The organism is Providencia sp. PROV114 (assembly GCF_032704305.1).
Taxonomy (GTDB): Bacteria; Pseudomonadota; Gammaproteobacteria; order Enterobacterales; family Enterobacteriaceae; genus Providencia; species Providencia rettgeri.
The window spans coordinates 1,483,539-1,504,863 of record NZ_CP120528.1; the positions used below are offsets into that span (position 1 = coordinate 1,483,539).

Genomic DNA, 21,325 nt, shown 5'->3' on the forward strand with positions numbered 1-21,325 from the left:
TTATTGCCCCTCTGCCTGTTTTTTATATTCAAACGTACCATCCCATTCAGGGAGTTCAGCTGGCGGAAGAGGAACAATTTTATCGATATCAGGAAAGCGTGCTTCGGGGTTATTTCTAATCTCATCAGCAATAGCTTCATAACGAGAAGAACGTTCAAGATCTGGTTTTACACCTAGATAGTAATAATCTTTTGGAGTTGTATTTGGGTCAAAAACTTGATTTAACCTAGATGCAGCACTACGCAAACCATTTTTAACTGCTAGTTGATAGTATATTAAGGTAGTATCAACATTATTTTCCACATTAAAAGAGTATGTAGCAAATCGACGCGCAGCTTCCCCATTGCCTTGTTTAGCTGCGCAATCCAACATACTTTTTCCTATTTCGGGTTGATAGGCAGGGTTATCTCTGTCCGATAAGCGTTGAGAAACAAGTATATCTCCAATCACATATTGAGCCTCTGGATTACCCAAATCCGCAGCTTGACGAAAATACGCTAACGCTTTCGTTCTATCAGCAGCTACACCATAACCCGTGTCTAGATAATGCCCCATTTGGTAATAACCATAGCTGATATTCAATTTAGCCATTTTTTGAATAATATCCCACACCTCTTGTGCGGGACCTTTTCCTGCTATTGGTGGCACTTTGCCATAACTGATTAAATTGCTTAAGTTAAGCATGGCTTTGGGGTGATTACGCTCCGCGGCTTTGCGGTAGAGATCACCAATTTTGGTATAATCTCGTTGATGTTTATTCACTTTTTCAAGCTCACGGGCTTGTTTAAACCAAATATCCGCTTCCGGATCAACGGGTGGTAATGTGTCTTTTTCATACACGCAGGTGAAGGTTAAATCGGGTTCGGTTTTTTGAATTGGCGGCTCTTCATTTTTATCCATTGGGTTGCAAGCACTCAGCATCAACATGCTACAAATCAATGCACCGCATTTAAATATGCCGCGAGCAACGGATTGATGATGAGATAAAAAGGAGAGATTCATCTTGGTTATTGCCCCTCTGCCTGTTTTTTATATTCAAACGTGCCATCCCATTCAGGGAGTTCGGCAGGGGGAAGTGGAACGATTTTATCGATATCGGGAAAGCGTGCCTCGGGGTTATTTCTAATTTCACTTACAATAGCTTCATAACGAACTGAACGATTAAGATCTGGGGTTATTGGTAGATAGTAAATAGAACTTTCTTTTATATCCGGCTTAAATGCCTCCATAAAAGTCGATGCTGATGTTCTAGATCCATTTTTTACCGCTATCTGATAATAGCTCAAAGCTGTACTTAAGTTATTGTCTACGTCTTGGTAATATGTAGCTAATTGATATGCGGCTTCTCCATTCCCTTGTTTAGCGGCACAGTCTAGCATTTTTTTACCTATTTCAGGATGATACGCTGGATTAATTTGCATATTGTCCAATCTTTTTGAAAGGAAAATATCACCAATAACATATTGTCCTTCTGGGCTGCCTAAATCGGCAGCCTGCCTAAAATAAGCTAATGCTTTTGTTCTGTCTGCGGCTACACCATAACCAGTGTCCAGATAATGCCCCATTTGGTAATAACCATAGCTGATGTTTAATTTAGCCATTTTTCGGATAATGTTCCATACCTCCTGAGCAGGGCCTTTCCCTCCAATTGGGGGGATTTTGCCATAACTGATTAAGTTACTTAAGTTCAGCATGGCTTTAGGATGGTTTCGCTCTGCGGCTTTACGGTAGAGCTCACCAATCTTGGCATAATCGCGTTGATATTTATTCACTTTTTCAAGTTCACGGGCTTGTTTAAACCAAATATCGGCTTCTGGATCAACGGGCGGTAGCGTGTCTTTTTCATACACACAGATAAAGGTTAAATCGGGTTCGTTTTTTTGAGTCACAGTAACGTCCTTTTTATCAATAGGCTTACAGCCCATTAGCAAAATAAATCCCAATAATAAAGTGATTTTTATCTCTACACTCATCCATTAATCCGCATTTTTTAGGCTGATAGTTTTATCTTCAAAAGAAATTATTGAGCCTTTTGGCTTTTTTTCGTTTTTTTTATTTAATTTATTTTTGGTTATAAGATCATTCCATGATTCAAATTCGCTCGTCAGATCACTTGAAACACCCCCTGTTCTTTTGTGTAATCCCCATAACTTTTCTCTTAACGGTCTTACAATTGGAAAATCATCGGTATCTTGCAATATCACGGCTATTTCACTGTCAAATGCCATACTACGTAAATTAATATTAGCAGAGCCTTGGATTAAAAAAGTATCATCGACTAAGGTTAATTTACTGTGGACATACACTTGCTGCCATCTATCCGAATCAGGAGAAACAAGGGTACAGATCATTGTCTCTAGTCCCTCTATTTTTTCGGGTTGGATATCATCAGGGCTTTTGATGTTTTCATCTGGGATATAGACCCCCCAATAACCCGATTTAGGTTTGTACGATTGATCGTAAACGTGCTCTTTCATTAAATCTCGACGACCAAGTTGTTCTAGCATCTTATAAGTTTGATAGCCGCCTACCTCATTCGAACTCCCTACAGAGGGTTTTTCCGTTGAATTAGTGACAACAAAAAGATAGAACGGAGGCGGTTTAATGCCTTGTAATTTGCTGTCAGTTTCGGCAGCTTGTAAAAAACGTCGGTTTCGTTCTTCAACCATATCCCGTAAATTGGTCGCGATAGATGACAAACGAAAATATTGGTTCTCAAAATAGATGTAGTTACGGGCATGTTTAACACCATGATCATAGGCTTTTAGTATATCGTATTCATCGTGTTGTGGCTGGGTACGGCAAATTTTCCCGCCCGTAGGAACTAAAGGATTATTCGCTAAAAAGGTGTAATGGGCGTTGAGTTTTTTGATATGCTCAGGTGTCGGGATATAGTCACATCGTGAACGGCCTTCTCTCTGTGCAAGCTGATCTACATCGTCACCTTTACTGGCGAAGAACCCGTCTGTTTTTTTCCACGCTGAAACAAAGTTATCATTTAAATCATACAGTAGCTCACCATACACACAGTTTGAGGTATCCTGCCACGCCGTTACGCCATCGCGACCAAGCCATGACTCTTCCTTATGACGAGTGATGGCATGTGCATCTTGATCCCAATATTCCGAGTGCATATTGTGCCCCATCACAAAACCAATCGCATTTTCAGGCTCTTCATAATCGATTAAAACCGCTTTTTGATGATGCGTTGAACCAGCCGCTAAAGCAGCCCAGCGAGCACTTAGCTCAGTTTCTTGACTCGAAAATTGATGATTGGTTCGCGCCGTAACATCTTTTAATCGCGAATTAGGTATACTCATTGCAATATCACGAGTCCGTACTGACAAGTTTTTGACAAGGCCCATATGAACTTTACGGTTCCAAGCGATATCAAACTGATATTGTTTTTGGGTTTGATAATCGAGCTTTGCACCAAAGACAAGAAAATCATTGAGTTGGGATGGCGATATCACTTGTTTCCCCCAACCGGGAAAGCTTTTCTCAAAATGTTTTCCCACATGATCAAACCACACAAGTACACGCACTTGCACACCTTCATTGGCCTTTTGCTCTAACAACTCGCCAATCATCGGATATTGACCTTCTCGGGCATTCGAACTACGTTCAAAATACATAGAGGGTTGAAAGCCCCATGTAATAATATCAATACTTTTTTTCGATTTTCGAATGGCTTCCGCAACGGCGGCAAAGGTTTGTTGTCCATTAATTAATGGTGCATAGGTAAATAAACTCATGGGGTATTTCGTGCGTTCAGGTATCCAGCTTGGCGTCATATGTGCCACCATGCAACTTGATACTGGTATATCAATCATCGGTGGCGTTGCTGATGTTGGGAGTTGAACTCCTAGCGGGAATTGACTCCAATTACCTCCAGACATATTACTTATCCTTTTTGAATGCGGTTAAAAACTCTGAAAGGTTTTGACCCCAAACATCGCCAATACGTGCATTTTCACGCTCTTGGCTAGGTGCGCTTGGTCTAAATCCAATATTGACTGTAGGCTCGTTACTGTCATCATCTTCAGCAGGTGGTGGCACTGTAATGTCATAACGATCGCCACTGAGTAGGTATAGTTGATAGCTATCTGTGGGAATATCATGGTCAATTTGGACATTACCTTGCGCATCACTCATACCTTTTAAAATCAGTGCTCCATTGGCATACAGCTCATACGGCTCAAAAGCGCGTGCCTTCATCGGACTCTGTGGTGATGAACTCAGTTGAAAGCGCAAGGTCTGTTTTGGCATCGATTGTGGGAATTGCGGATGGGTCACATCCATGGAGGCAGGTCCTTCAACCACCCAGTTAGTTGCTTTGACGGTTTGGTTGCTGGGGCTGCCGTACTCAATCTGCCCACCTTTTAAGCGAATATAGGCACCGCCACAGGTCAGTAGCAGTTCGTCTTTAGCGGCGACCACGGTTTTTCCACCCGTACTGGTGACGGTCATGTCTTTGAGTGAGGTCAGGTGCATCTCATCACTTTGCGCTTGAATTTCCACTTTGCCTTTTGCGGCAAAGGCCTTAATTCCTAGGGTGTGAGCAAATAAGCTGATTGCCTTGCCTGCCGCTAAGGTGATTTTTTTACCGACTGAGATATCTGCCTGTTTATTAGCGGTTAGGGTGATATTTTCACCACTGCTCGCCTGTACGGTTTTCGGGGAGGTTAATGCGATACCCGCAGGCGCACTGAGCAACATTGCCGCTTGTTGCAGTTCATTAATTGATTGGGTCAGTAAAGTTTGTTGGGCATTTAAATCGGCCAATTCAGCTTTTGCCACCTCTGCCGCTTCGCGTAGCGAACTGACTAAATTCAGCGCATCATCAAGCTGTTGCTTGGCTTCGCGCATATCCAGTTGTTCAGACGAGGCTTTCGTGCGTAAATCTGTGCTGATAAACAGCCCTTTTCCTGCTCGAATAGCGCCCCAGCTGTCGGTTCGCAGCTCAAAGCCATCACCGCGCTTTTCACGCCCTTGATTAACCAGATGCCCTAAATTGAGTTGCGATTTCCCCCCGTATTCGGTGCTGAATTTGATGTGTTCTTCCCCGCGTTTGTCTTCCATGCGTAGCTTATTATTTGCCGGAGTACGAATGACATTGCGGGTATTATTTTTGTCGGTGATGTGGTCGGGACGATGCGAGTCATGCAAGGCATGGGCAATGTACGGTCGGTCTGGGTCACCCTCATGGAAGGCAATGGCAACTTCTGTCCCTTGGATTAACGGAAAGTGCATCCCGTAGGTATCGCCCGCGTACGGTTTCGCTAGCCGCACAGGCATACTTTCATACCCCGTCGGTTTTTCATCACGATCCGCATCGAATTTAACCCAATAAAAGCCATGCTCATTCTGGTGGGCGTAGATATCGTGAGGTTTAGCACTGGTGACGCGTGCCATCAATGTCCCTGCAATCACAGGGCGAGGCTTCAAGGTCGGACGCCAGCACAGAGCTTCGGTGTACGACGTTGCTTCAAATTGCACGACTAAGGCACTGCTGCGGCTACCTGAAAATCGCAATCGAGTAATCAGTATTTCAGATTGAAAGTCAGACGGTAATGTTGAAGGCAGTTGGTTATCGGTAATTTTGAGCACCAATAATGGCGTTAGCATCGGTGAATTACTTTTACCGTGCAGCTGAGTTTGACGAGCCAGAAAACGCTCATGGTCAAGGCGTGACCAAAAGTGAGCGGTTTCCGTTTCTGGTTGGTACTTCTCACCGCGCTCAAGATGACGAGGTTTATAATGATAGACATCACCGTAGTGGATGTCCTCTCCCTCACCTCGAGTCATATCCGTTTCAATGGATTGCAAGGTTTGCATCGCTTGGCGGTGATTATAATCTTTGGTGGTGACACTGCGCTCAACCACTTGATGACGTAGTGATAACCCCCAGACACTTTCTACACCCTCGTCATTCATCCCTGATGGGCTATTGAGAGGTAGCTTGAGGTCATACACATAGGCTCGTTGGCTATCCCCAAAATGAATAACTTCGGTTTTGGTATCCGGTTGCAAACTGAACGAATAGAAAATCCCCACTTCACTTAGCAGGCGTTCAATAAACTGCCAATCACTCTCATTGATTTGGTTAATTTGCTCCCGCTTAGGGTATTGGCGCTGCAAATGAAACTCAAACTCCCAGCCCTGCATTTTGTGTTCACGCAAGATAAGGTCAATGACATCGGGCACGGATTTATTGAGGAAAAAGCGATGGGAGCGCATCTGATGACGCAGCAACGCAACAAACGGCTCAATCACAATTTGGTATTGTGCTTCATCAGCGGAGCCAGACAGCCGCTTGAAGTGGGTGATCACGCCATGAACACGTTTTTGCGGCTCATTCAATGTGTTCAGCATAGCCAATGGCAGGGTAGGCGATGAAAAGGTAAAATCAGCACTGCGGCGTAGAAATTGTGGCGCTTGCAGGTTTTTCTCTGTGGAAGTAAAAGTAATCTGATAACGGTACGTTTCGCTAATGGCTTCACGTCCCGTGAAGTGCTCAACATCTAAGTGGGTCTGGCAACCTTGTACAGCAAGCTGGTAGCGATTATGGGATAAAAAAGGTCGTAGTGCATTATCCATTAAGCTCATCTTATTTCCTTTGTGTCCACCGTGGTAACCGAAGGTACAATAAGCCGCGAGTGAGGTTACCCACTTCAATGTTAAGTAATTTGCGTTAAGATAACGAATTATCACAAACAAAAGCAAATTGAATGTGAAATAATCTTGAAGTGTTTAGCATAAAAGAGATTTATCTGAATTCATCTACACTTACGTTGAGTTTCATTCCTTGCATTTCATTCAGATGTTGCTGACAGGATAGTTGAGTATGACAAATTAACTAAAGTTGTATGTATGATTAAATTTAGGGGTACTGGATAGTGTGGAGATTTAGCAAACAATCATTATGAAAAAAATCATTTATCTGTTTTCTTTCGCTGTTATTTTATTACTTGTTACTAAGGCTGTTACCTATATTGACTTTGCGGAAAAAGATCTGGTTAAGTCAATTATTCCTGCTTGGATTCAAGCGATTGGCAGTATTTTGGCAATCATTATCGCAGGCATGATTTCAGCTAGGCAAATTAAACATGAAAAGCAGCTTGAAAAGATAAAGTCGGCTCAGTCAGACTTATCGAAAATGCGTATTGTAAGAGCATTGCTAGTCCGTTCGGTAACGCTTATGAATGAAGTTCGTAACGCCATTGAGCGAGGTGATGATAGGGATTTTCATCAGGTGTCCCAATGGACGATGCGCAACACAAAACGTGCAATGGAAAATAATTGCTAAGGCGAGGCATTGAGCATACTTGTTTTTGGTCTTTTGGCTGTGTCCTTTTTGTTGGCTTTCTTCTTGATAGTCGCTAATCAGTTTAGATAAGGGGTAACGTGGCTTATCATCAATGATTGATTCAGCCTCAAAGGTTACGGGGGTGGTTAGCCAGTCAGGTGTTGGGTTTGATAAATACGTATTGAGTCGTTGATAGTGCTGCAAAGACGCTTGGTCAACCATAAGAGCCAGTTGCTGATAGTCTTGTTTTGGTTAAGTTAGAGGTGACATCCGATTGTTGCTCTTGGATTTCATCTAATAACGTGGTAGCTATTCTCTGGTTTTTGGCATTATCTCTATACTCTTTTTTAATAATACGTTTGTGATGAAACTCAATAAGCCCCGTTGCGACGTGCTGTAAATCATTGAGCTCATCAATTCCCTTATCAAGGTTGCCATGAAAATCATCCATTTCACGCTGCCACCATCTGTTGACTAATAACTTGAGTTGCTGCTGAAAAAAGGCAATGTGTTCCTTGGTCATTTTCGGGCTTCCTGAATATTGGACTTGCCAGTGATTATATTGACTATTGAGGATTAAGGCTAATGATCGAGCTGTATGCAGTTGCTTAGTTTGAGGCTTAAACGCATGTCATAGCGAGTGTTTGTGGTCGGGATGGTTTTACGAAACCACCACGTATTAGCACGTTGGTAAAGGTAATGGGAGAGTTTTAATGTCGTCATGCGGTACGTTCCTGCGCTGGCGGGAGTTGAACCCGCGTCCGAAATTTCTACATCCTCGGTACTACATGCTTAGTCTAGTCTTTAAATTCATTTGCCAGCTGCGGACAGACACGCCACTAACAAACTATCCTGATTAAATTTAACGCTTCAACCCCAGGCAAGGCATCCACGCGATCTCTTTTGGGTTTGACCTCTCTTGATCCCCGTCCTAAGAGCGGAGGCTAGGGAGAGAGGGCTCTAAGCAGGTTATTAAGCTGCTAAAGCGTAGTTTTCGTCGTTTGCGACTATTTTTTTGCGGCTTTTTACGAGGCCAACCGCCCCTCGGCATGCACCTTGGGTTTCGCAAATCCCGTCGAATCCAGAATCAGCCCCAAGTTGTTGAGCTCAGTATAACAGAAAAATACTCTATAAAGCTAGAGGTTAGCGGTTAGAATGTTTCATTATACGTGCTTTATCGAGTTGCCATTCACGTTCTTTAATATCAGAACGTTTGTCGTGAGATTTTTTACCTCTGGCAACACCAATTTTAACTTTACACCATGCATTTTTCCAGTAGAGAGAAAGTGCAATAACGGTATAACCTTCACGATTAACTTTACCGTAGAGTGTATCTAATTCGCGTTGATTTAAAAGTAATTTACGGCTACGCGTTGGGTCGCATACAACATGCGATGATGCAACAGTCAGTGGTGTGAAGTTTGCACCGAATAAATAAGCTTCACCGTCCCGTAATAGAACGTAGCTATCTCCAATGTTGGCTTTGCCTGCACGGAGTGATTTAACTTCCCAACCTTGTAGGGATAGACCCGCCTCGAACTCCTCTTCGATAGAATATTCGTGGCGAGCACGCTTGTTCATAGCAATTGTTGCTGAACCGGGTTTATATGGTTTTTTCTTTGTCATAGTGCAATCATTATACTGTAAGCTGAGTTGAAAGAAATCTTTCTAAGCTGATATTTTTTTGATTGTGCAAATCTTGCCCTATGTGGGTTTTGTTTTTTGTTTAACCAATCAAAGATGGTATTATACGCTCAGTTTTTGGGGATAGGAATTGATATGCCACAGATTAGTCGCTCTGCGTTGGTCCCTTTTAGCGCAGAACAAATGTATAAACTCGTTAATGACGTTATTTCATATCCAAGCTTTTTGCCGGGGTGTGTAGGTAGCCGAATTATTAGTCATAGCTCTGAAGAAATGACCGCTTCTGTTGAAGTGTCAAAAGCAGGTATTAGCAAAACTTTTGTCACAAAAAATGTGCTAGAGGATAATAAATGCATACACATGCAACTTGTTGAAGGGCCATTTAGTAAATTAGCTGGTGGTTGGAAATTTATTCCTTTAAGTGCAGACGCTTGTAAAATCGAGTTTCATCTTGATTTTGAGTTTACAAATAAATTGATAGAGCTTGCGTTTGGCAAAGTTTTCAAGGAACTAGCAAATAATATGGTTCAAGCTTTCACTTTAAGAGCAAAGGATGTATACAGTGTCTGAGCTGAATATTGAAGTGACATATGCGCTTCCTGAAAAGCAATTTTTGCTATCAGTCAAAGTGAAAGAGGGGACGACAATAGAAGAAGCGATACTTGCTTCTGGTATCCTTGCCCTTAGGGATGATATTGATCTTAAAAAAAATAAGATTGGTATTTATAGTCGCCCCGCTAAATTGACAGATTTAGTGCAAGATGGAGATCGAGTTGAGATTTATCGACCTTTGATTGCAGACCCAAAAGAGTTACGGCGTAAAAGAGCTGAAAAATCTAAAGAAGTTAAAAATAAGTAAATTAATTTTATGTAGCGAACCGAGCAAAAGCTCGGTTTTTGTCTTTAAATTTATTTGTGCAAAATGCTTTTAATAAATTTTTAATAAAGATACTCATAATAACAACCTGCCTGAATAAGTCCTTCAGAAAACAGGTTGTTATTGTCACACTAGGTGGTTCTTAGTGTTTATGGTTAGTCAGCTGTTTTAGTTTCTGATGCTTTTGTTTCAGCAGCTTCCATTGATTCCTGCGCGGCAAGATTTTTCTCATTTTTGATGTCAGTAAGAATACCATTACGATCAAAGATAAGAGTCAAAGTTTCTTGCTGAACTGGGTCATGCCCAAGTTCTTGGCGGAAAACATAATACCAAGTCTGAGTACCAAACGGGTCAGATAACATTGGGGTGCCCAAAGTATAAGCAACCTGTTGCTGTGTCATTCCTTTTTGGATCTTAGCGACATCTTTCGCTGTGAGGTAATTACCTTGGTTAATGTCTGGGTGATAGACAAGACGTTCCATCATTGAACAGCCCGTAGACATTAATGCGAGTGATAGCGCGGCAGCAGTTAACAATTTATAACGCATGGATATCTCATTCCTTTTGGAGTCAGAACATCAATGATAATCGACATTGATACAATTTAAAACCTTCCTTATCGACTCTAAGACCACATGAGCGTAAAAAAGTTGTCAAAAATTATGCTGCAAGCAACTCTTTTGCATTGGCTAGCGTATTTTTTGTTACCGCAGATCCAGCAAGAAGACGCGCAAGCTCTTGTAATCTAGATTTTTTATCCAATAATTGCATACGAGTTTCTGTTTCTACACCATTTGTCTCTTTACTGACATAAAAGTGGTGATGACCGCACCCTGCCACTTGGGGTAAATGTGTAACGCACATAACTTGCGTTGATTCACCTAATTCACGTAGTAACTTCCCTACAATTGCTGCTGTTGGTCCACTAATACCGACATCGACTTCATCAAATATTAATGCGGGCGTATCCATTTTTTTAGCTGTAATCACTTGGATTGCTAGTGCTATACGTGATAACTCACCGCCCGATGCCACTTTCGCAAGTGCTTGGTGTGGCTGCCCTGGGTTAGTCGTCACATTGAACTCTACTTTACAGGCACCATCAATTTGTAGTTGATCTGGAGTAAATTTTACATCAATAGTAAACAGACCATGAGGCATTGAAAGTTGGTGCATGCTATTGGTAATTAATGTACTTAATTCTTGAGCATAATGTAAACGTACATGGTGTAAACGTTCCGCACATTCGAGAGCAATATGATGATTTACTTGTACTTGCGCATTTAACGTTTCAGAGTCTTCATTTTGGCTGGCTATTAGTTCTTGTTCGCTCAGTAATTGCTGAAATAATTCGGGTAAAGCTTCGGGAGTGACATGGTGTTTACGCGCTAAGTTAATTTGTTTAGAAATGCGTTTTTCTAGTTCAAACAAGCGATTAGGGTCAAGCTCATATTGGTCACAATAATGCTTTATTTCATCACTGACTTCGCTGACTTGTATCGATGCTTCTTCAAGCATATCAAGTAGCTCTGAAAATTTAGGGTTGAGAGCGACTAGATCAGATAATTCATTTTTTGCCATATTTAATAAGCTAATAACATTCGAATCATCATTTTCAGATAGTATTTGCGTTGTTGTTTGGCCAATAGCTAAAAATTGCCCATGATTAGCGAGTTGTTTATATTCTTGGTCTATCTCTTCAAATTCCCCTTGAACAGGGAGGAATTCGTTCAGTTCTTTTAGATGATATTCTAGCAACTGTTGTCGAGATTCACGTTCTTGCATTTGTTTTTGAAATACAGCTAATTGTTGGCAGGAATCGTGCCATGTTTGCCATGCTTTTTTCATTTGAGCAATTAGCTCTTGCTGGTTTGAATAGGCATCAAGCAGGGATTTTTGATGGGCGCTATCTAGTAAGAGTTGGTGTGCGTGCTGACCATGGATTTGGATCAGTAATGTTCCTAACTCTCTAAGTTGCGATAAAGGAACTGAAACGCCATTAATGAAACCACGTGAACGGCCATCAGGAGAGATAGTGCGGCGTAATAGGCATTCATTTTGGTTATCGAGTTGGTGCTCAGTAAGCCAATTGGCAGCCAGTTGAGCATCCATTAAGGAAAAGCGAGCACAGAGGTCGGCACGTTGTGCACCGGGGCGCACCATATTGGCTTCACCCCGATTGCCTAAACACAGGCCAAGTGCATCAATAGCAATGGACTTACCCGCACCTGTTTCACCGGTTATGGTTGTCATGCCATTACGGAAATCAATTTCTAATTCACGTACGATTGCAAAATTATTGATTGTTAGTTGGGTAAGCATCGGCGCTCTCCTGTAAAAATACACACCTGTGTTTTAATACAGTGTATGACTGTTTTTTTATACAGTAAAGAGGCAGATTGAAAAAATTAAAAAGTTTTTTTAGCCCATCCTAATTTTGAACTTAACGTGTTGAAATAATTATAATCTTGTGGATGAACCAAATTAAGATTTTTATTACTACGTTTGACAATGACTTCTTCACCGTCCTGAATAGGGAGCATGATTTGGCTATCACAGCTGACTTCATAATCAATATTTGTTCGTAAAAACTTCAGCCGAATACTGCTGTCACTGCTAATCACCAGAGGTCTAGAGGATAAGGTATGTGGAAACATTGGAACCAATACAATAGCATCCAAATTCGGGGTTAAAATAGGGCCTCCAGCGGAAAGTGAATAAGCTGTAGAACCTGTTGGTGTGGCAATGATTAAACCATCAGAACGTTGAGAAAAGGCAAATTTTTCATCAATATAGACCTCGAACTCGATCATATGAGCAACTTTACCAGGGTGTAGAACAATTTCATTAATTGCGGTGCTTTTACGTGCTTTTTGGTTAGCTTTAATGACTTGTGCTTCTAGTAAAAAACGCCTTTCTTCGCGGTATTCACCTTCAAGAACACGTGAAAGTTGTTGTAATGCATTATCCGGGTCTAAATCGGTAAGAAAACCGAGATTACCACGATTTACACCAATAACTTTATTATTATACCGAGATAATATACGAGCAGCGCCGAGCATATTGCCATCTCCCCCAACAACAACAACTAAATCAGCCTGTTGGCCTATTTCAGTTAATGTTCCAGTGTTGGCATTGACTAATTTTAAATCTTTAGCAACTTGTTTATCGATAATGGCCTGATAGTTTTTTGAAATTAACCAATGGTATATTAATTCATGAGTTGCCAATGCTTCAGGGTGCCTAGGGTGCCCGACAATGCCTATCGTTTTAAAATGTAGTAGTGGTGTATTATTGTCCTTTCGCATACTTTTTTGGCCTCTGATTGTATGACTTCCCTTGAATCCCTGTATTAGATCCCCATAATACTCTCATATATGGGATTAATGCTAAATACGCGGAGATATTCATGAGTAGTAAAGACCAAAACATGCATGATGAGCAAGCTTTTGAACAAAATGAATCACAAAAAGTGCAAGCTGAGCAAGAAGCCAGCGTTCAACAAGCTGATGAATTACAAGCAGACGAACAAGCGTTAGCCACGCGTATTGCTGAGCTTGAACAACAGTTAGAAGCCTCACAAAAAACTGAACGTGAAGCGATGTTGCGTGCACACGCAGAAATTGAAAATATTCGCCGCAGAACTGAGCAAGATATCGAAAAAGCACATAAGTTCGCACTGGAAAAATTCTCAAATGAATTACTACCAGTGATTGATAACTTAGAACGTGCGATAGATGCAGCAGATCACGAAAGTGAAGAGTCTAAAGCGATGTTAGAAGGGCTAAATTTAACGCTAAAAACTTTTTTAGATGCAGTGGCTAAGTTTGGGATCGAGCCTGTCAGTGATATCAATGTGCCATTTAACCCTGACGTTCATCAAGCGATAACGATGATTGAGTCACCAGATCACCAAGCTAATCATGTGATTGAAGTTATGCAGAAAGGGTATACATTAAACAACCGTTTACTAAGACCTGCAATGGTGATTGTCTCTAAATAAAGAGCATCGTTATTTAAATGGAGGCAAATGCCCCCAAGAGAATATTACTAAAGGGAAATCTATCAATTGATTTCCCTTTTTTATGACTTAGTGCCAAAAAATCATCTATGGTTGCAGATTTGGCTCATCTATTACAGGGTTCCAATCAATAGGTGTTTTACCTTGTTGTTCTAAAATAGTATTAGTTTGTGAGAAATGGCCACAACCTAAAAATCCTCGATGAGCAGAAAGTGGGGAAGGGTGAGGAGCCTTGAGTACATGGTGGCGCTTTGTATCAATTATTTTACCTTTTTTCTGTGCATGGGAACCCCACAGTAGAAAAATAACGCCTTGTGTATTTTCATTGATTGCTTCAATAACTTTGTCCGTGAAGGTTTCCCAACCTAAATGGGCATGGGAGTGAGCATTGCCTTGTTCTACGGTGAGAACGGTGTTAAGGAGTAAAACACCCTGTTGAGCCCAACTGAGCAAATATCCATGATTAGGTCTTTGAAAGCCAGCGATATCCTTTTCTAATTCTTTATACATATTCACTAATGACGGTGGTGGCTTAATACCAGGGAGTACGGAAAAAGAGAGGCCGTGGGCTTGTCCTGGGCCATGATAAGGGTCTTGTCCTAGGATAACGACTTTAATATCGGCAAGTTCGGTATACCTAAATGCATTAAAAACGTCGTCTTGAGCAGGGTAGATAATTTTACCATTTTTGCGCTGTTCTGCTACATAAGCGAGTGTCTCTTTGAAATAGGGTTTTGATTTTTCAGGGCCAATAACATCGTGCCACGTAATGGAGTTTGACATGAAATATTCCATAACAATGAATTTAGGAAGGAACAATTATATGAACCAGTTGATAGCTATAAGCTTACTGGTTCATGAGAGAGAGATAAAGCCCTGATATTGACTATTAATTTTAAAAAAAATTGAAAATTTATACAAATAGTTAAAAAAATGAATTGTTAATTTTGATTTAAATCATAAAGTTGGGGTGATTGAATTAGTTGCTAAGTGGAATAATTGATAAATATCAAAGAAAGTAGGGGATCTAGCTGGTATAAAATAACTATATACATTGGTTAGACCAAATATCCAATTACAAGTTTTCATAAGATTGATGGTTAATGTAGCTTCGATTTATTACACAAATCGAATGCAATCTAGCTCGAACGTGGAGGTCGACATGATTACAGGTATTCAAATTACTAAAACTGATAATGCAGCATTGTTGAATTCGTTTTGGTTACTGGATGATGAAAAAAATGAAGCTCGTTGTGTTTGTGCGAAAGCCGATTACAACGAAGGGCAAATTGTTGCTAAAGATGAATTAGGTGCTTTTGAGTATCGCGAAGTTCCTTTAGAAATGAAACCTACCGTACGTGTTGAAGGCGGTCAGCACTTAAATGTTAACGTATTAAGCCGTGAAACATTAGAAGATGCAGTTAAAAATCCAGAAAAATATCCGCAATTAACAATTCGTGTTTCTGGTTATGCCGTGCGTTTTAATTCATTAACGCCTGAACAACAACGTGATGTTATTACCCGTACTTTCACTGAAAGTCTGTAATAAATATTAGACATAATTACATCTAGTAATATATATTAAATTCTAAAGCCATTGTTATCAATGGCTTTTTATTTGTTACTAATAAAGTTGATTATTTCCCACCTTGGTTATTTGTATTTCAATATTCTTCCAACAAATACACTTGTTAGGGAGAAATCATGTCATTATCTACACAACAAATACTATCAAAAAAAGATGAGTATATTTTTGTTAGAGAAAATTTAAATATTTATCTACGGCACCAACATCAAGATATTAAATCATGTATAACAGAGCTATGGCCTAAAGATGTATTAAGAAAAGATTTTTTAGGCACTCAGGCACAATCAAAAGATTATATATTAGCTCTACTAGCACAAGGCGCTTATCATAAAAATTGGCGGAATATACAGGGTATTGAAAAATTAAGTAATAAAGATATTTATGATCTCGGAATTAATGCGGAATTATTAAATGACGAGCAAACGGGATTTCAAGCTAATATTTGTCGATTCAATGGCTTATATGTCCTTTGTTTTGCAGGTACTAACGATATTATCGATTTTTATAGTAATATCCGTCAAGGACTTGGTTTTTATGAGTCTCAATATTTTCAAGCTGTTGGTTTGATGAATATTTTATTTAATGCAGTAAATGGAAATACGATTTGTACGGGGCATTCATTAGGTGGGGGATTGGCTTCAATTGCGGCGTTAGCGAGTCAATCACCTTGTATTGTATTCAGTCCTGCAGGATTGGCAAAAAACACGATTAATAATATTGGGATTGATTATCACGTTGCTGAAAAAATTGCACAAGAAGGGTTGATACGTTATTACACGGTACAATATGACTGGCTCGATAGATTGCAAAACTCTTTACCGATCCCTTCTGCTTTGGGAAATTGTATTAAAATGGCTTATAGCGAACATAACTCTTGGAAAGATTGGTTACCGACCCGTTTAATAACAAGAAGTTTTATAGCTCATTCAATGCTTAAAATTATTAAGGTTATGTGCAAATATAAACCATGGAATAACTGGAATGCAATCACAGGTGAATATAATAAGGTACAAGAAATACCACTAGAAATTTTTCCTATTAAAGAAGAAAAACAGGGGATAAGTTGGCAAGAATGTTGTGAAAGTGCAATCAAAAAAGGAAATATAACTGAATTTTCAGCACTCTTATCATTAGATCATAAACCTTGTGATATTAATGTATTGGCACAACAGTCAGTCAGAACTGCCAATGGGCAATTTATTAAAGCTTTAATTGAATCTCGATATGGTCAAACAATTAAAATGCTTCAATCAAAAGGGCAAAAAAGTATTTTACATTTAGCTGCGCAAAATGGCCGTCTTATACAATCGCAGCTTTTATTGAAAAATGGATTAACAGTAAACATTAAGGATAGTTTAGGAAATACGCCTTTACATGATGCTTTAAATAGCCATGCACTCGATGTTGCTACACTATTATTGGAAAATGGAGCTGATTGGCGTATTAAGAATAATAAAGGCCTAGATTGTAAGGATATACTTGGTAACCATATTATTAAGCCTGACCTGCTGACTCATGAAGGAAAACAAATGCGAGAGAAAGTTTTACAAATGATGGGCTAAATAAAAAACGGGCCTAAACCCGTTTTTAGTCATTAGCTTTTATCGTTAGCGGTTGATATAGAAGAGCTAACAGGAGTACGACGTTTTCCAATATTTTTCTTGTCGCGATGGCGTACTTTTTCTTTTTTCTTAGCTTGTTCTTCTTTTTTCTTTTCTTTACGCTTAGCAAGTACTTTCTTTGATGGTTTTGGTTTATTTAACATCGCTTCTGAAGGAGCTTTAGTTGTTGGACGTAAAGAATCAACAACGCGAATCTTGATAGGCTCTTCAATATAACGAGTTATTTTACCAAATAATGGAAAGTCATGCGCTTCGACTAAAGAAATTGCCGTGCCTTTACGGCCAGCTCGGCCAGTACGGCCAATACGGTGTAAGTAGACATCTGCAGTTCTAGGCAAGTCAAAGTTAAAAACATGGCTAACGTTTTCGATATCTAAGCCACGAGAAGCTACATCTGTTGCAACCAGTACTTTAACTTGGCCATCAACGAGGCGGCGTACAGCTTCATTACGCTTAGCTTGTGGCATTTCCCCTTCAAGATAACAAGGTTCGATACCCGTTTCGCGTAACCATTGGACTAATTCACGTAAACGCTCACGCTTACGTACGAAGACGATGGCTTTGGTGACTTCATCTTGTTTTAACAAATGGCACAGTAAGGCTGTTTTATGCTCTAGTGTGTCAGCACGGTAATGAAATTGCTGAATTTTTTTACGTTCACGACGTGAAGGGTCGGCATCAATTTCAATTGGATCTTCTAATAAACGCTCAGCAAAGTCACGAATAGCTTCGCCTTCAAGAGTGGCAGAAAACAGCATAGTTTGCTTGCGCCAGCGTGTTTCGCCTGCAATTGTTTCTATGTCATTGGCAAAGCCCATGTCGAGCATGCGGTCAGCTTCATCAAGGATCAAAATCTCAACTGCGCGGCAGTCAAAGTTTTCTTCCTTAATATACTGGAGTAGTCGGCCTGTTGTTGCGACGACAATATCTTGATTTTCGCTGAAAACTTCAGCGTGGTTCATATAAGCAACACCACCAGTGATGGTAGCGATATCTAGATGATTATGGGCGCATAATTCTTTTGCTTGGTCAGCAACCTGCATGGCTAGTTCGCGAGTTGGCGTGACAACTAGAACGCGAGGCGGCCCTGATTTCTTTCTCGGGAAATCAAGTAAATGTTGGATCGCAGGCAGTAAAAACGCGGCGGTTTTACCTGTTCCTGTCGGGGCTGAACCTAATACATCGCGGCCATCCATTGCAGCAGGAATTGCTGCCGCTTGAATCGCGGTCGGACGTTGATAGCCTTTGTCTGAAAGCGCATTAATTAGGCTTTCATCAAGTTCAAGTTCAGTAAAAGTGGATGCAGTCATGATATACCTCTATTTGGGGCGCTGATTATAAACAGGTTAGCAAAATTGTTCACCTGAAAAAATCAGCTTTGCTCAAGTGTAACTGTTTTCACTACGGACAGGGAGCGATATATCTATGGATATGAGTGAAATATATAGAAGGTAAATAGTTGAAGGAGGAGAGAGCTCCTCCTTCAGTATACTTAGCTAAGCATATTAATTAACCATGTATGATAAGGGATACCCACTAAGTCAATGAGTACTGCACCACTGAGTGGCACAATCATGAAAGCTTTCATCGAAACTTGTTTGTAACGTTCACAAACCGAGGACATATTTGCCATTGCGTTTGGCGTCGCACCTAAACCATGCCCCATTAAGCCAGCACACATTACCGCAGCATCGTAGTTTTTGCCTAATAAGCGGAAAATGACAAAGACAACTAACAAAATTAAAATAATAACTTGTGCTAATAGGATGGTGAATAATGGCAAAGCAACGGCTTTTAACTCCCATATTTTCAATGACATCATAGCCATAGTCAAAAATAGGCCAAGTGAAACTTCAGAGATAAGGTCAACCGACTTTTGGTTAATACGGAACAATTCGACTTGGTCATTAATATTACGGATAACTATTGCAATAATCATCGCCCCGACATAGCTGGGTAATGAAAAGCCAGTTGCTTTGGTAAACTGCGCTGAAGCGAATTGGCCGATAACCATAATCCCTAGAACGAGAGCTAGCATTTTTAAAAAAGCGTGAGCATCGATAGATTCAATTTTCCCTGCGATAGTTTCAGGAACCTGAACTCGCTCAACGTTTTCATCAGCTTTAATCTGCACGTTAAATTTCTTAATTAAGAATGTTGCAATAGGGCCACCGAGTAAGCTTCCTGTAATTAGGCCAAAAGTTGCCGCAGCAATGGCTGCAACCGTTGCGGATTGCACGCCAAGGCCCTCAGCCATGCCCCCGAAGGCTGCCGCACCGCCATGGCCTCCAGTAAGAGAAACACCACCAGCCATGATACCGATAACGGGATCAACACCGAGTAAATGCGCCATGCCTGCACCAAAAGTGTCTTGGAAAATAACGACAAACCAGCAAATAAACAGGTAGATAAAGAGTAACCGGCCACCACTTTTTAAGATGCGGAAGCTGCCATCAATACCAATGGTGGTAAAGAAAGCGACCATTAAAAAAGTTTGTAAACTGGTATCAAAATTGATTTCAGCAAGGTTAAATGATTTGAGTCCCCAAATAATCAAACTAACCAGAAAACCGCCAATGACGGGAGAAGGAATACAAAAGCGCTGTAGCCATTCGATACGTTTTTTTAAGTGGATCCCCATGAGTAGGCAGATCACCGTTAGGAAGAGGGTGGAGAGTGTGTCGAGGTGTAGAATCATATTTTTCCCTTTTTAACTGTTGTCTTTCACGCTACAGCGTTGTTGGCCGCGCTCCGTTACCCTAGTCACATACTTTTGTATGCTCCTAGGGATAACGTCACTTGCCGCCTAGCTGTAACGCGAAATTCAATAGTTAAAAACCATTAAGATATTGCGCTACAGCGTTGTTGGCCGCGCTCCGTTACCCTAGTCACATACTTTTGTATGCTCCTAGGGATAACGTCACTTGCCGCCTAGCTGTAACGCGAAATTCAATAGTTAAAAACCATTAAGATATTGCGCTACAGCGTTGTTGGCCGCGCTTCGTTACCCTAGTCACATACTTTTGTATGCTCCTAGGGATAACGTCACTTGCCGCCTAGCTATAACGCGAAATTCAATAGTTAAAAACCATTAAGATATTGCGCTACAGCGTTGTTGGCCGCGCTCCGTTACCCTAGTCACATACTTTTGTATGCTTCTAGGGATAACGTCACTTGCCGCCTAGCTGTAACGCGAAATTCAATAGTTAAAAACCATTAAGTTATCGTGCTACGGCTAGTTTGATAATCAACTTCAAAGCTATTTTTATTGTGGTGTTTGAAAATTAATTATCTTAACAGCGTGAGAAACAGTGTATTTATCAGTCGAATTGTTGTGTTGTTTTATTAGAATAAATATTGGTAAATCAAATAAGCCGCGAGTTTGGCGGTATGGTTGTCAATATCAAATTCAGGGTTGCATTCTGCGATATCAAAAACAGCCATTTTTTGGCTACTTTTGATAATGGCAAACAGTTCATCAAAAACTTCAGTGGAAATACCTTTCGGTGCTGGTGCGCTAACGCCCGGCGCAATGGCAGCAGAAAACACATCTAAATCAACGGTGACATATAAATAGTCTACGCCGCTAATAAATTTTTTAATTTTTTCAATTGCTTGAGGAAGCTTAGAATAAGCAAGTTCTTTATCACGGATATATTGGCAACCTAATGAATTAGCGGTATCGAACAATACTTTAGTATTGCCGTGGTCTGCGATGCCTAAACATAAATATTGAAAAGGGCGTTGGTGCTGCTGACACAACATGGCAGATTGTAAAAATGGGGTACCAGAAGTCGCGATAGGGGCTTCGCGTAAGTCAAAATGCGCATCAAAGTTAATAATACCGATCGTTTTACCTGCTTGATAATGTTCAACATAGTCAAACAGGCCTTGGAAGCTTGCAAATGCGACTTCATGGCCACCGCCAAGTACAATCGGCTTTTGGTTTTTAGCGAGCAGTGCGATAAGCTGGTCGGATAAACGACGTTGTGCGGCTTCCAGATTGCCATCATCACAGCTAATTGTACCGACATCTTTAATTGCAAGCGGTTGATGAATAGGTAACCCAGCCAGTTGATAGCGAATTGCATCTGGGCCTGCTTTAGCGCCTTGGCGGCCTTTATTGCGCCTAACGCCCTCATCAGAAGCAAAACCAATTAATGCAAATTCAGCAGGTGTGTGTTTATTAATGACTTGATGGATGCGCAAATGCTCTTGTGTTTCACCATCTGTGCGCCCTTGCCATTGGAAAGGTTGTGTCATA

General features: G+C 40.7%; 20 protein-coding genes and 1 other RNA gene. 6 read left to right on the forward strand and 15 right to left on the reverse strand.

The genetic code is table 11. The features are described from left to right. Genes P3L37_RS06390 through P3L37_RS06405 form a run of 4 tightly spaced genes read right to left on the reverse strand, consistent with a single transcriptional unit; the run spans position 1 to position 6,609 of the window. A complete protein-coding gene (locus tag P3L37_RS06390) occupies positions 1-1,002 on the reverse strand; it encodes a DUF6396 domain-containing protein (protein ID WP_222960435.1) in 1,002 nt (333 codons plus the stop codon). A 5-nt stretch (positions 1,003-1,007) separates the two neighbouring features. Next, the gene (locus tag P3L37_RS06395) at positions 1,008-1,973 is read right to left on the reverse strand and encodes a DUF6396 domain-containing protein (RefSeq protein WP_109913294.1); all 966 of its coding nucleotides are present in this window, start codon (positions 1,971-1,973) and stop codon (positions 1,008-1,010) included. 3 nt (positions 1,974-1,976) lie between these two features. After that, on the reverse strand, positions 1,977-3,899 hold the full coding sequence (locus P3L37_RS06400; RefSeq protein ID WP_109913295.1) for a phospholipase D-like domain-containing protein: 1,923 nt from the start codon (positions 3,897-3,899) through the stop codon (positions 1,977-1,979). Between the two features lies 1 nt (position 3,900). Further along, positions 3,901-6,609 carry a DUF2345 domain-containing protein gene (locus P3L37_RS06405; RefSeq protein WP_109913296.1) on the reverse strand — a complete coding sequence of 903 codons (2,709 nt, stop codon included), beginning with the start codon at positions 6,607-6,609 and terminating at the stop codon, positions 3,901-3,903. Between the two features lie 316 nt (positions 6,610-6,925). Between P3L37_RS06405 and P3L37_RS06410 the strand changes: the two genes are divergently transcribed. After that, positions 6,926-7,309, forward strand: coding sequence for a hypothetical protein (locus P3L37_RS06410; protein WP_226537935.1), 384 nt, complete (start codon positions 6,926-6,928; stop codon positions 7,307-7,309). Positions 7,310-7,523: 214 nt separating this feature from the next. Here the strand turns inward: P3L37_RS06410 and P3L37_RS06415 are convergent, their stop codons facing one another. The 4 genes from P3L37_RS06415 to smpB all read right to left on the reverse strand — a co-directional run bounded on the left by P3L37_RS06415 (position 7,524) and on the right by smpB (position 8,935). Beyond that, entirely contained in the window at positions 7,524-7,832 is a 309-nt protein-coding gene (locus P3L37_RS06415) for a hypothetical protein (protein ID WP_109913297.1), read from the reverse strand. Positions 7,833-7,891: 59 nt separating this feature from the next. Next, positions 7,892-8,032, reverse strand: a complete 141-nt coding sequence (locus P3L37_RS06420) for a hypothetical protein (protein ID WP_162598881.1) — start codon at positions 8,030-8,032, stop codon at positions 7,892-7,894. Between the two features lie 14 nt (positions 8,033-8,046). Then, positions 8,047-8,404: a transfer-messenger RNA gene (gene ssrA, locus P3L37_RS06425) on the reverse strand. A gap of 48 nt (positions 8,405-8,452) precedes the next feature. Continuing rightward, a complete protein-coding gene (gene smpB / locus P3L37_RS06430) occupies positions 8,453-8,935 on the reverse strand; it encodes an SsrA-binding protein SmpB (RefSeq protein ID WP_004265004.1) in 483 nt (160 codons plus the stop codon). A gap of 153 nt (positions 8,936-9,088) precedes the next feature. Here smpB and P3L37_RS06435 point away from each other — a divergent pair, with 153 nt between their 5' ends. Continuing rightward, the gene (locus P3L37_RS06435; RefSeq protein WP_004912851.1) at positions 9,089-9,523 is read left to right on the forward strand and encodes a type II toxin-antitoxin system RatA family toxin; all 435 of its coding nucleotides are present in this window, start codon (positions 9,089-9,091) and stop codon (positions 9,521-9,523) included. Beyond that, the gene (locus tag P3L37_RS06440) at positions 9,507-9,812 is read left to right on the forward strand and encodes an RnfH family protein (RefSeq protein WP_181937050.1); all 306 of its coding nucleotides are present in this window, start codon (positions 9,507-9,509) and stop codon (positions 9,810-9,812) included. The genes P3L37_RS06435 and P3L37_RS06440 overlap by 17 nt, the downstream gene beginning before the upstream one ends. Positions 9,813-9,985: 173 nt before the next feature. Here the strand turns inward: P3L37_RS06440 and bamE are convergent, their stop codons facing one another. The 3 genes from bamE to nadK all read right to left on the reverse strand — a co-directional run bounded on the left by bamE (position 9,986) and on the right by nadK (position 13,138). Next, positions 9,986-10,378: an outer membrane protein assembly factor BamE gene (gene bamE / locus P3L37_RS06445; protein ID WP_004265001.1), complete on the reverse strand. Its 393-nt coding sequence runs from the start codon at positions 10,376-10,378 to the stop codon at positions 9,986-9,988. Positions 10,379-10,490: 112 nt separating this feature from the next. Next, positions 10,491-12,152 (reverse strand): DNA repair protein RecN, encoded by a 1,662-nt coding sequence (gene recN / locus P3L37_RS06450; RefSeq protein ID WP_004912847.1) that lies wholly within the window; start codon positions 12,150-12,152, stop codon positions 10,491-10,493. 86 nt (positions 12,153-12,238) lie between these two features. Next, a complete protein-coding gene (nadK, locus tag P3L37_RS06455; RefSeq protein WP_110732043.1) occupies positions 12,239-13,138 on the reverse strand; it encodes an NAD(+) kinase in 900 nt (299 codons plus the stop codon). Positions 13,139-13,239: 101 nt separating this feature from the next. On the opposite strand from nadK, the gene grpE reads away from it, so the two are divergent. Then, on the forward strand, positions 13,240-13,833 hold the full coding sequence (gene grpE, locus P3L37_RS06460) for a nucleotide exchange factor GrpE (RefSeq protein WP_004912841.1): 594 nt from the start codon (positions 13,240-13,242) through the stop codon (positions 13,831-13,833). 105 nt (positions 13,834-13,938) lie between these two features. Here grpE and ung read toward each other — a convergent pair whose 3' ends face one another. Then, complete coding sequence (ung, locus tag P3L37_RS06465) at positions 13,939-14,634, reverse strand: uracil-DNA glycosylase (protein ID WP_004912838.1); 696 nt, start codon at positions 14,632-14,634, stop codon at positions 13,939-13,941. A gap of 379 nt (positions 14,635-15,013) precedes the next feature. Between ung and grcA the strand changes: the two genes are divergently transcribed. Both grcA and P3L37_RS06475 read left to right on the forward strand, forming a co-directional pair. Next, positions 15,014-15,397 carry an autonomous glycyl radical cofactor GrcA gene (grcA, locus tag P3L37_RS06470; protein ID WP_004912835.1) on the forward strand — a complete coding sequence of 128 codons (384 nt, stop codon included), beginning with the start codon at positions 15,014-15,016 and terminating at the stop codon, positions 15,395-15,397. 158 nt (positions 15,398-15,555) lie between these two features. Beyond that, the gene (locus tag P3L37_RS06475) at positions 15,556-17,001 is read left to right on the forward strand and encodes an ankyrin repeat domain-containing protein (RefSeq protein WP_109911443.1); all 1,446 of its coding nucleotides are present in this window, start codon (positions 15,556-15,558) and stop codon (positions 16,999-17,001) included. 32 nt (positions 17,002-17,033) lie between these two features. Here the strand turns inward: P3L37_RS06475 and srmB are convergent, their stop codons facing one another. The 3 genes from srmB to hutG all read right to left on the reverse strand — a co-directional run bounded on the left by srmB (position 17,034) and on the right by hutG (position 21,324). Next, positions 17,034-18,371, reverse strand: coding sequence for an ATP-dependent RNA helicase SrmB (gene srmB / locus P3L37_RS06480; RefSeq protein ID WP_109911444.1), 1,338 nt, complete (start codon positions 18,369-18,371; stop codon positions 17,034-17,036). A 182-nt stretch (positions 18,372-18,553) separates the two neighbouring features. Then, complete coding sequence (gltS, locus tag P3L37_RS06485; RefSeq protein ID WP_109911445.1) at positions 18,554-19,759, reverse strand: sodium/glutamate symporter; 1,206 nt, start codon at positions 19,757-19,759, stop codon at positions 18,554-18,556. 647 nt (positions 19,760-20,406) lie between these two features. Next, a complete protein-coding gene (gene hutG / locus P3L37_RS06490) occupies positions 20,407-21,324 on the reverse strand; it encodes a formimidoylglutamase (protein ID WP_196718988.1) in 918 nt (305 codons plus the stop codon). Between the last annotated feature and the right edge of the window lies 1 nt (position 21,325).

Coding starts and splice junctions, on each gene's coding strand:
- P3L37_RS06390 (WP_222960435.1), bottom strand. CDS start 1,002: ATGAATCTCTCCTTTTTATCTCATCATCAATCCGTTGCTCGCGGCATA.
- P3L37_RS06395 (WP_109913294.1), bottom strand. CDS start 1,973: ATGAGTGTAGAGATAAAAATCACTTTATTATTGGGATTTATTTTGCTA.
- P3L37_RS06400 (WP_109913295.1), bottom strand. CDS start 3,899: ATGTCTGGAGGTAATTGGAGTCAATTCCCGCTAGGAGTTCAACTCCCA.
- P3L37_RS06405 (WP_109913296.1), bottom strand. CDS start 6,609: ATGAGCTTAATGGATAATGCACTACGACCTTTTTTATCCCATAATCGC.
- P3L37_RS06410 (WP_226537935.1), top strand. CDS start 6,926: ATGAAAAAAATCATTTATCTGTTTTCTTTCGCTGTTATTTTATTACTT.
- P3L37_RS06415 (WP_109913297.1), bottom strand. CDS start 7,832: ATGACCAAGGAACACATTGCCTTTTTTCAGCAGCAACTCAAGTTATTA.
- P3L37_RS06420 (WP_162598881.1), bottom strand. CDS start 8,032: ATGACGACATTAAAACTCTCCCATTACCTTTACCAACGTGCTAATACG.
- smpB (WP_004265004.1), bottom strand. CDS start 8,935: ATGACAAAGAAAAAACCATATAAACCCGGTTCAGCAACAATTGCTATG.
- P3L37_RS06435 (WP_004912851.1), top strand. CDS start 9,089: ATGCCACAGATTAGTCGCTCTGCGTTGGTCCCTTTTAGCGCAGAACAA.
- P3L37_RS06440 (WP_181937050.1), top strand. CDS start 9,507: ATGTATACAGTGTCTGAGCTGAATATTGAAGTGACATATGCGCTTCCT.
- bamE (WP_004265001.1), bottom strand. CDS start 10,378: ATGCGTTATAAATTGTTAACTGCTGCCGCGCTATCACTCGCATTAATG.
- recN (WP_004912847.1), bottom strand. CDS start 12,152: ATGCTTACCCAACTAACAATCAATAATTTTGCAATCGTACGTGAATTA.
- nadK (WP_110732043.1), bottom strand. CDS start 13,138: ATGCGAAAGGACAATAATACACCACTACTACATTTTAAAACGATAGGC.
- grpE (WP_004912841.1), top strand. CDS start 13,240: ATGAGTAGTAAAGACCAAAACATGCATGATGAGCAAGCTTTTGAACAA.
- ung (WP_004912838.1), bottom strand. CDS start 14,634: ATGTCAAACTCCATTACGTGGCACGATGTTATTGGCCCTGAAAAATCA.
- grcA (WP_004912835.1), top strand. CDS start 15,014: ATGATTACAGGTATTCAAATTACTAAAACTGATAATGCAGCATTGTTG.
- P3L37_RS06475 (WP_109911443.1), top strand. CDS start 15,556: ATGTCATTATCTACACAACAAATACTATCAAAAAAAGATGAGTATATT.
- srmB (WP_109911444.1), bottom strand. CDS start 18,371: ATGACTGCATCCACTTTTACTGAACTTGAACTTGATGAAAGCCTAATT.
- gltS (WP_109911445.1), bottom strand. CDS start 19,759: ATGATTCTACACCTCGACACACTCTCCACCCTCTTCCTAACGGTGATC.
- hutG (WP_196718988.1), bottom strand. CDS start 21,324: ATGACACAACCTTTCCAATGGCAAGGGCGCACAGATGGTGAAACACAA.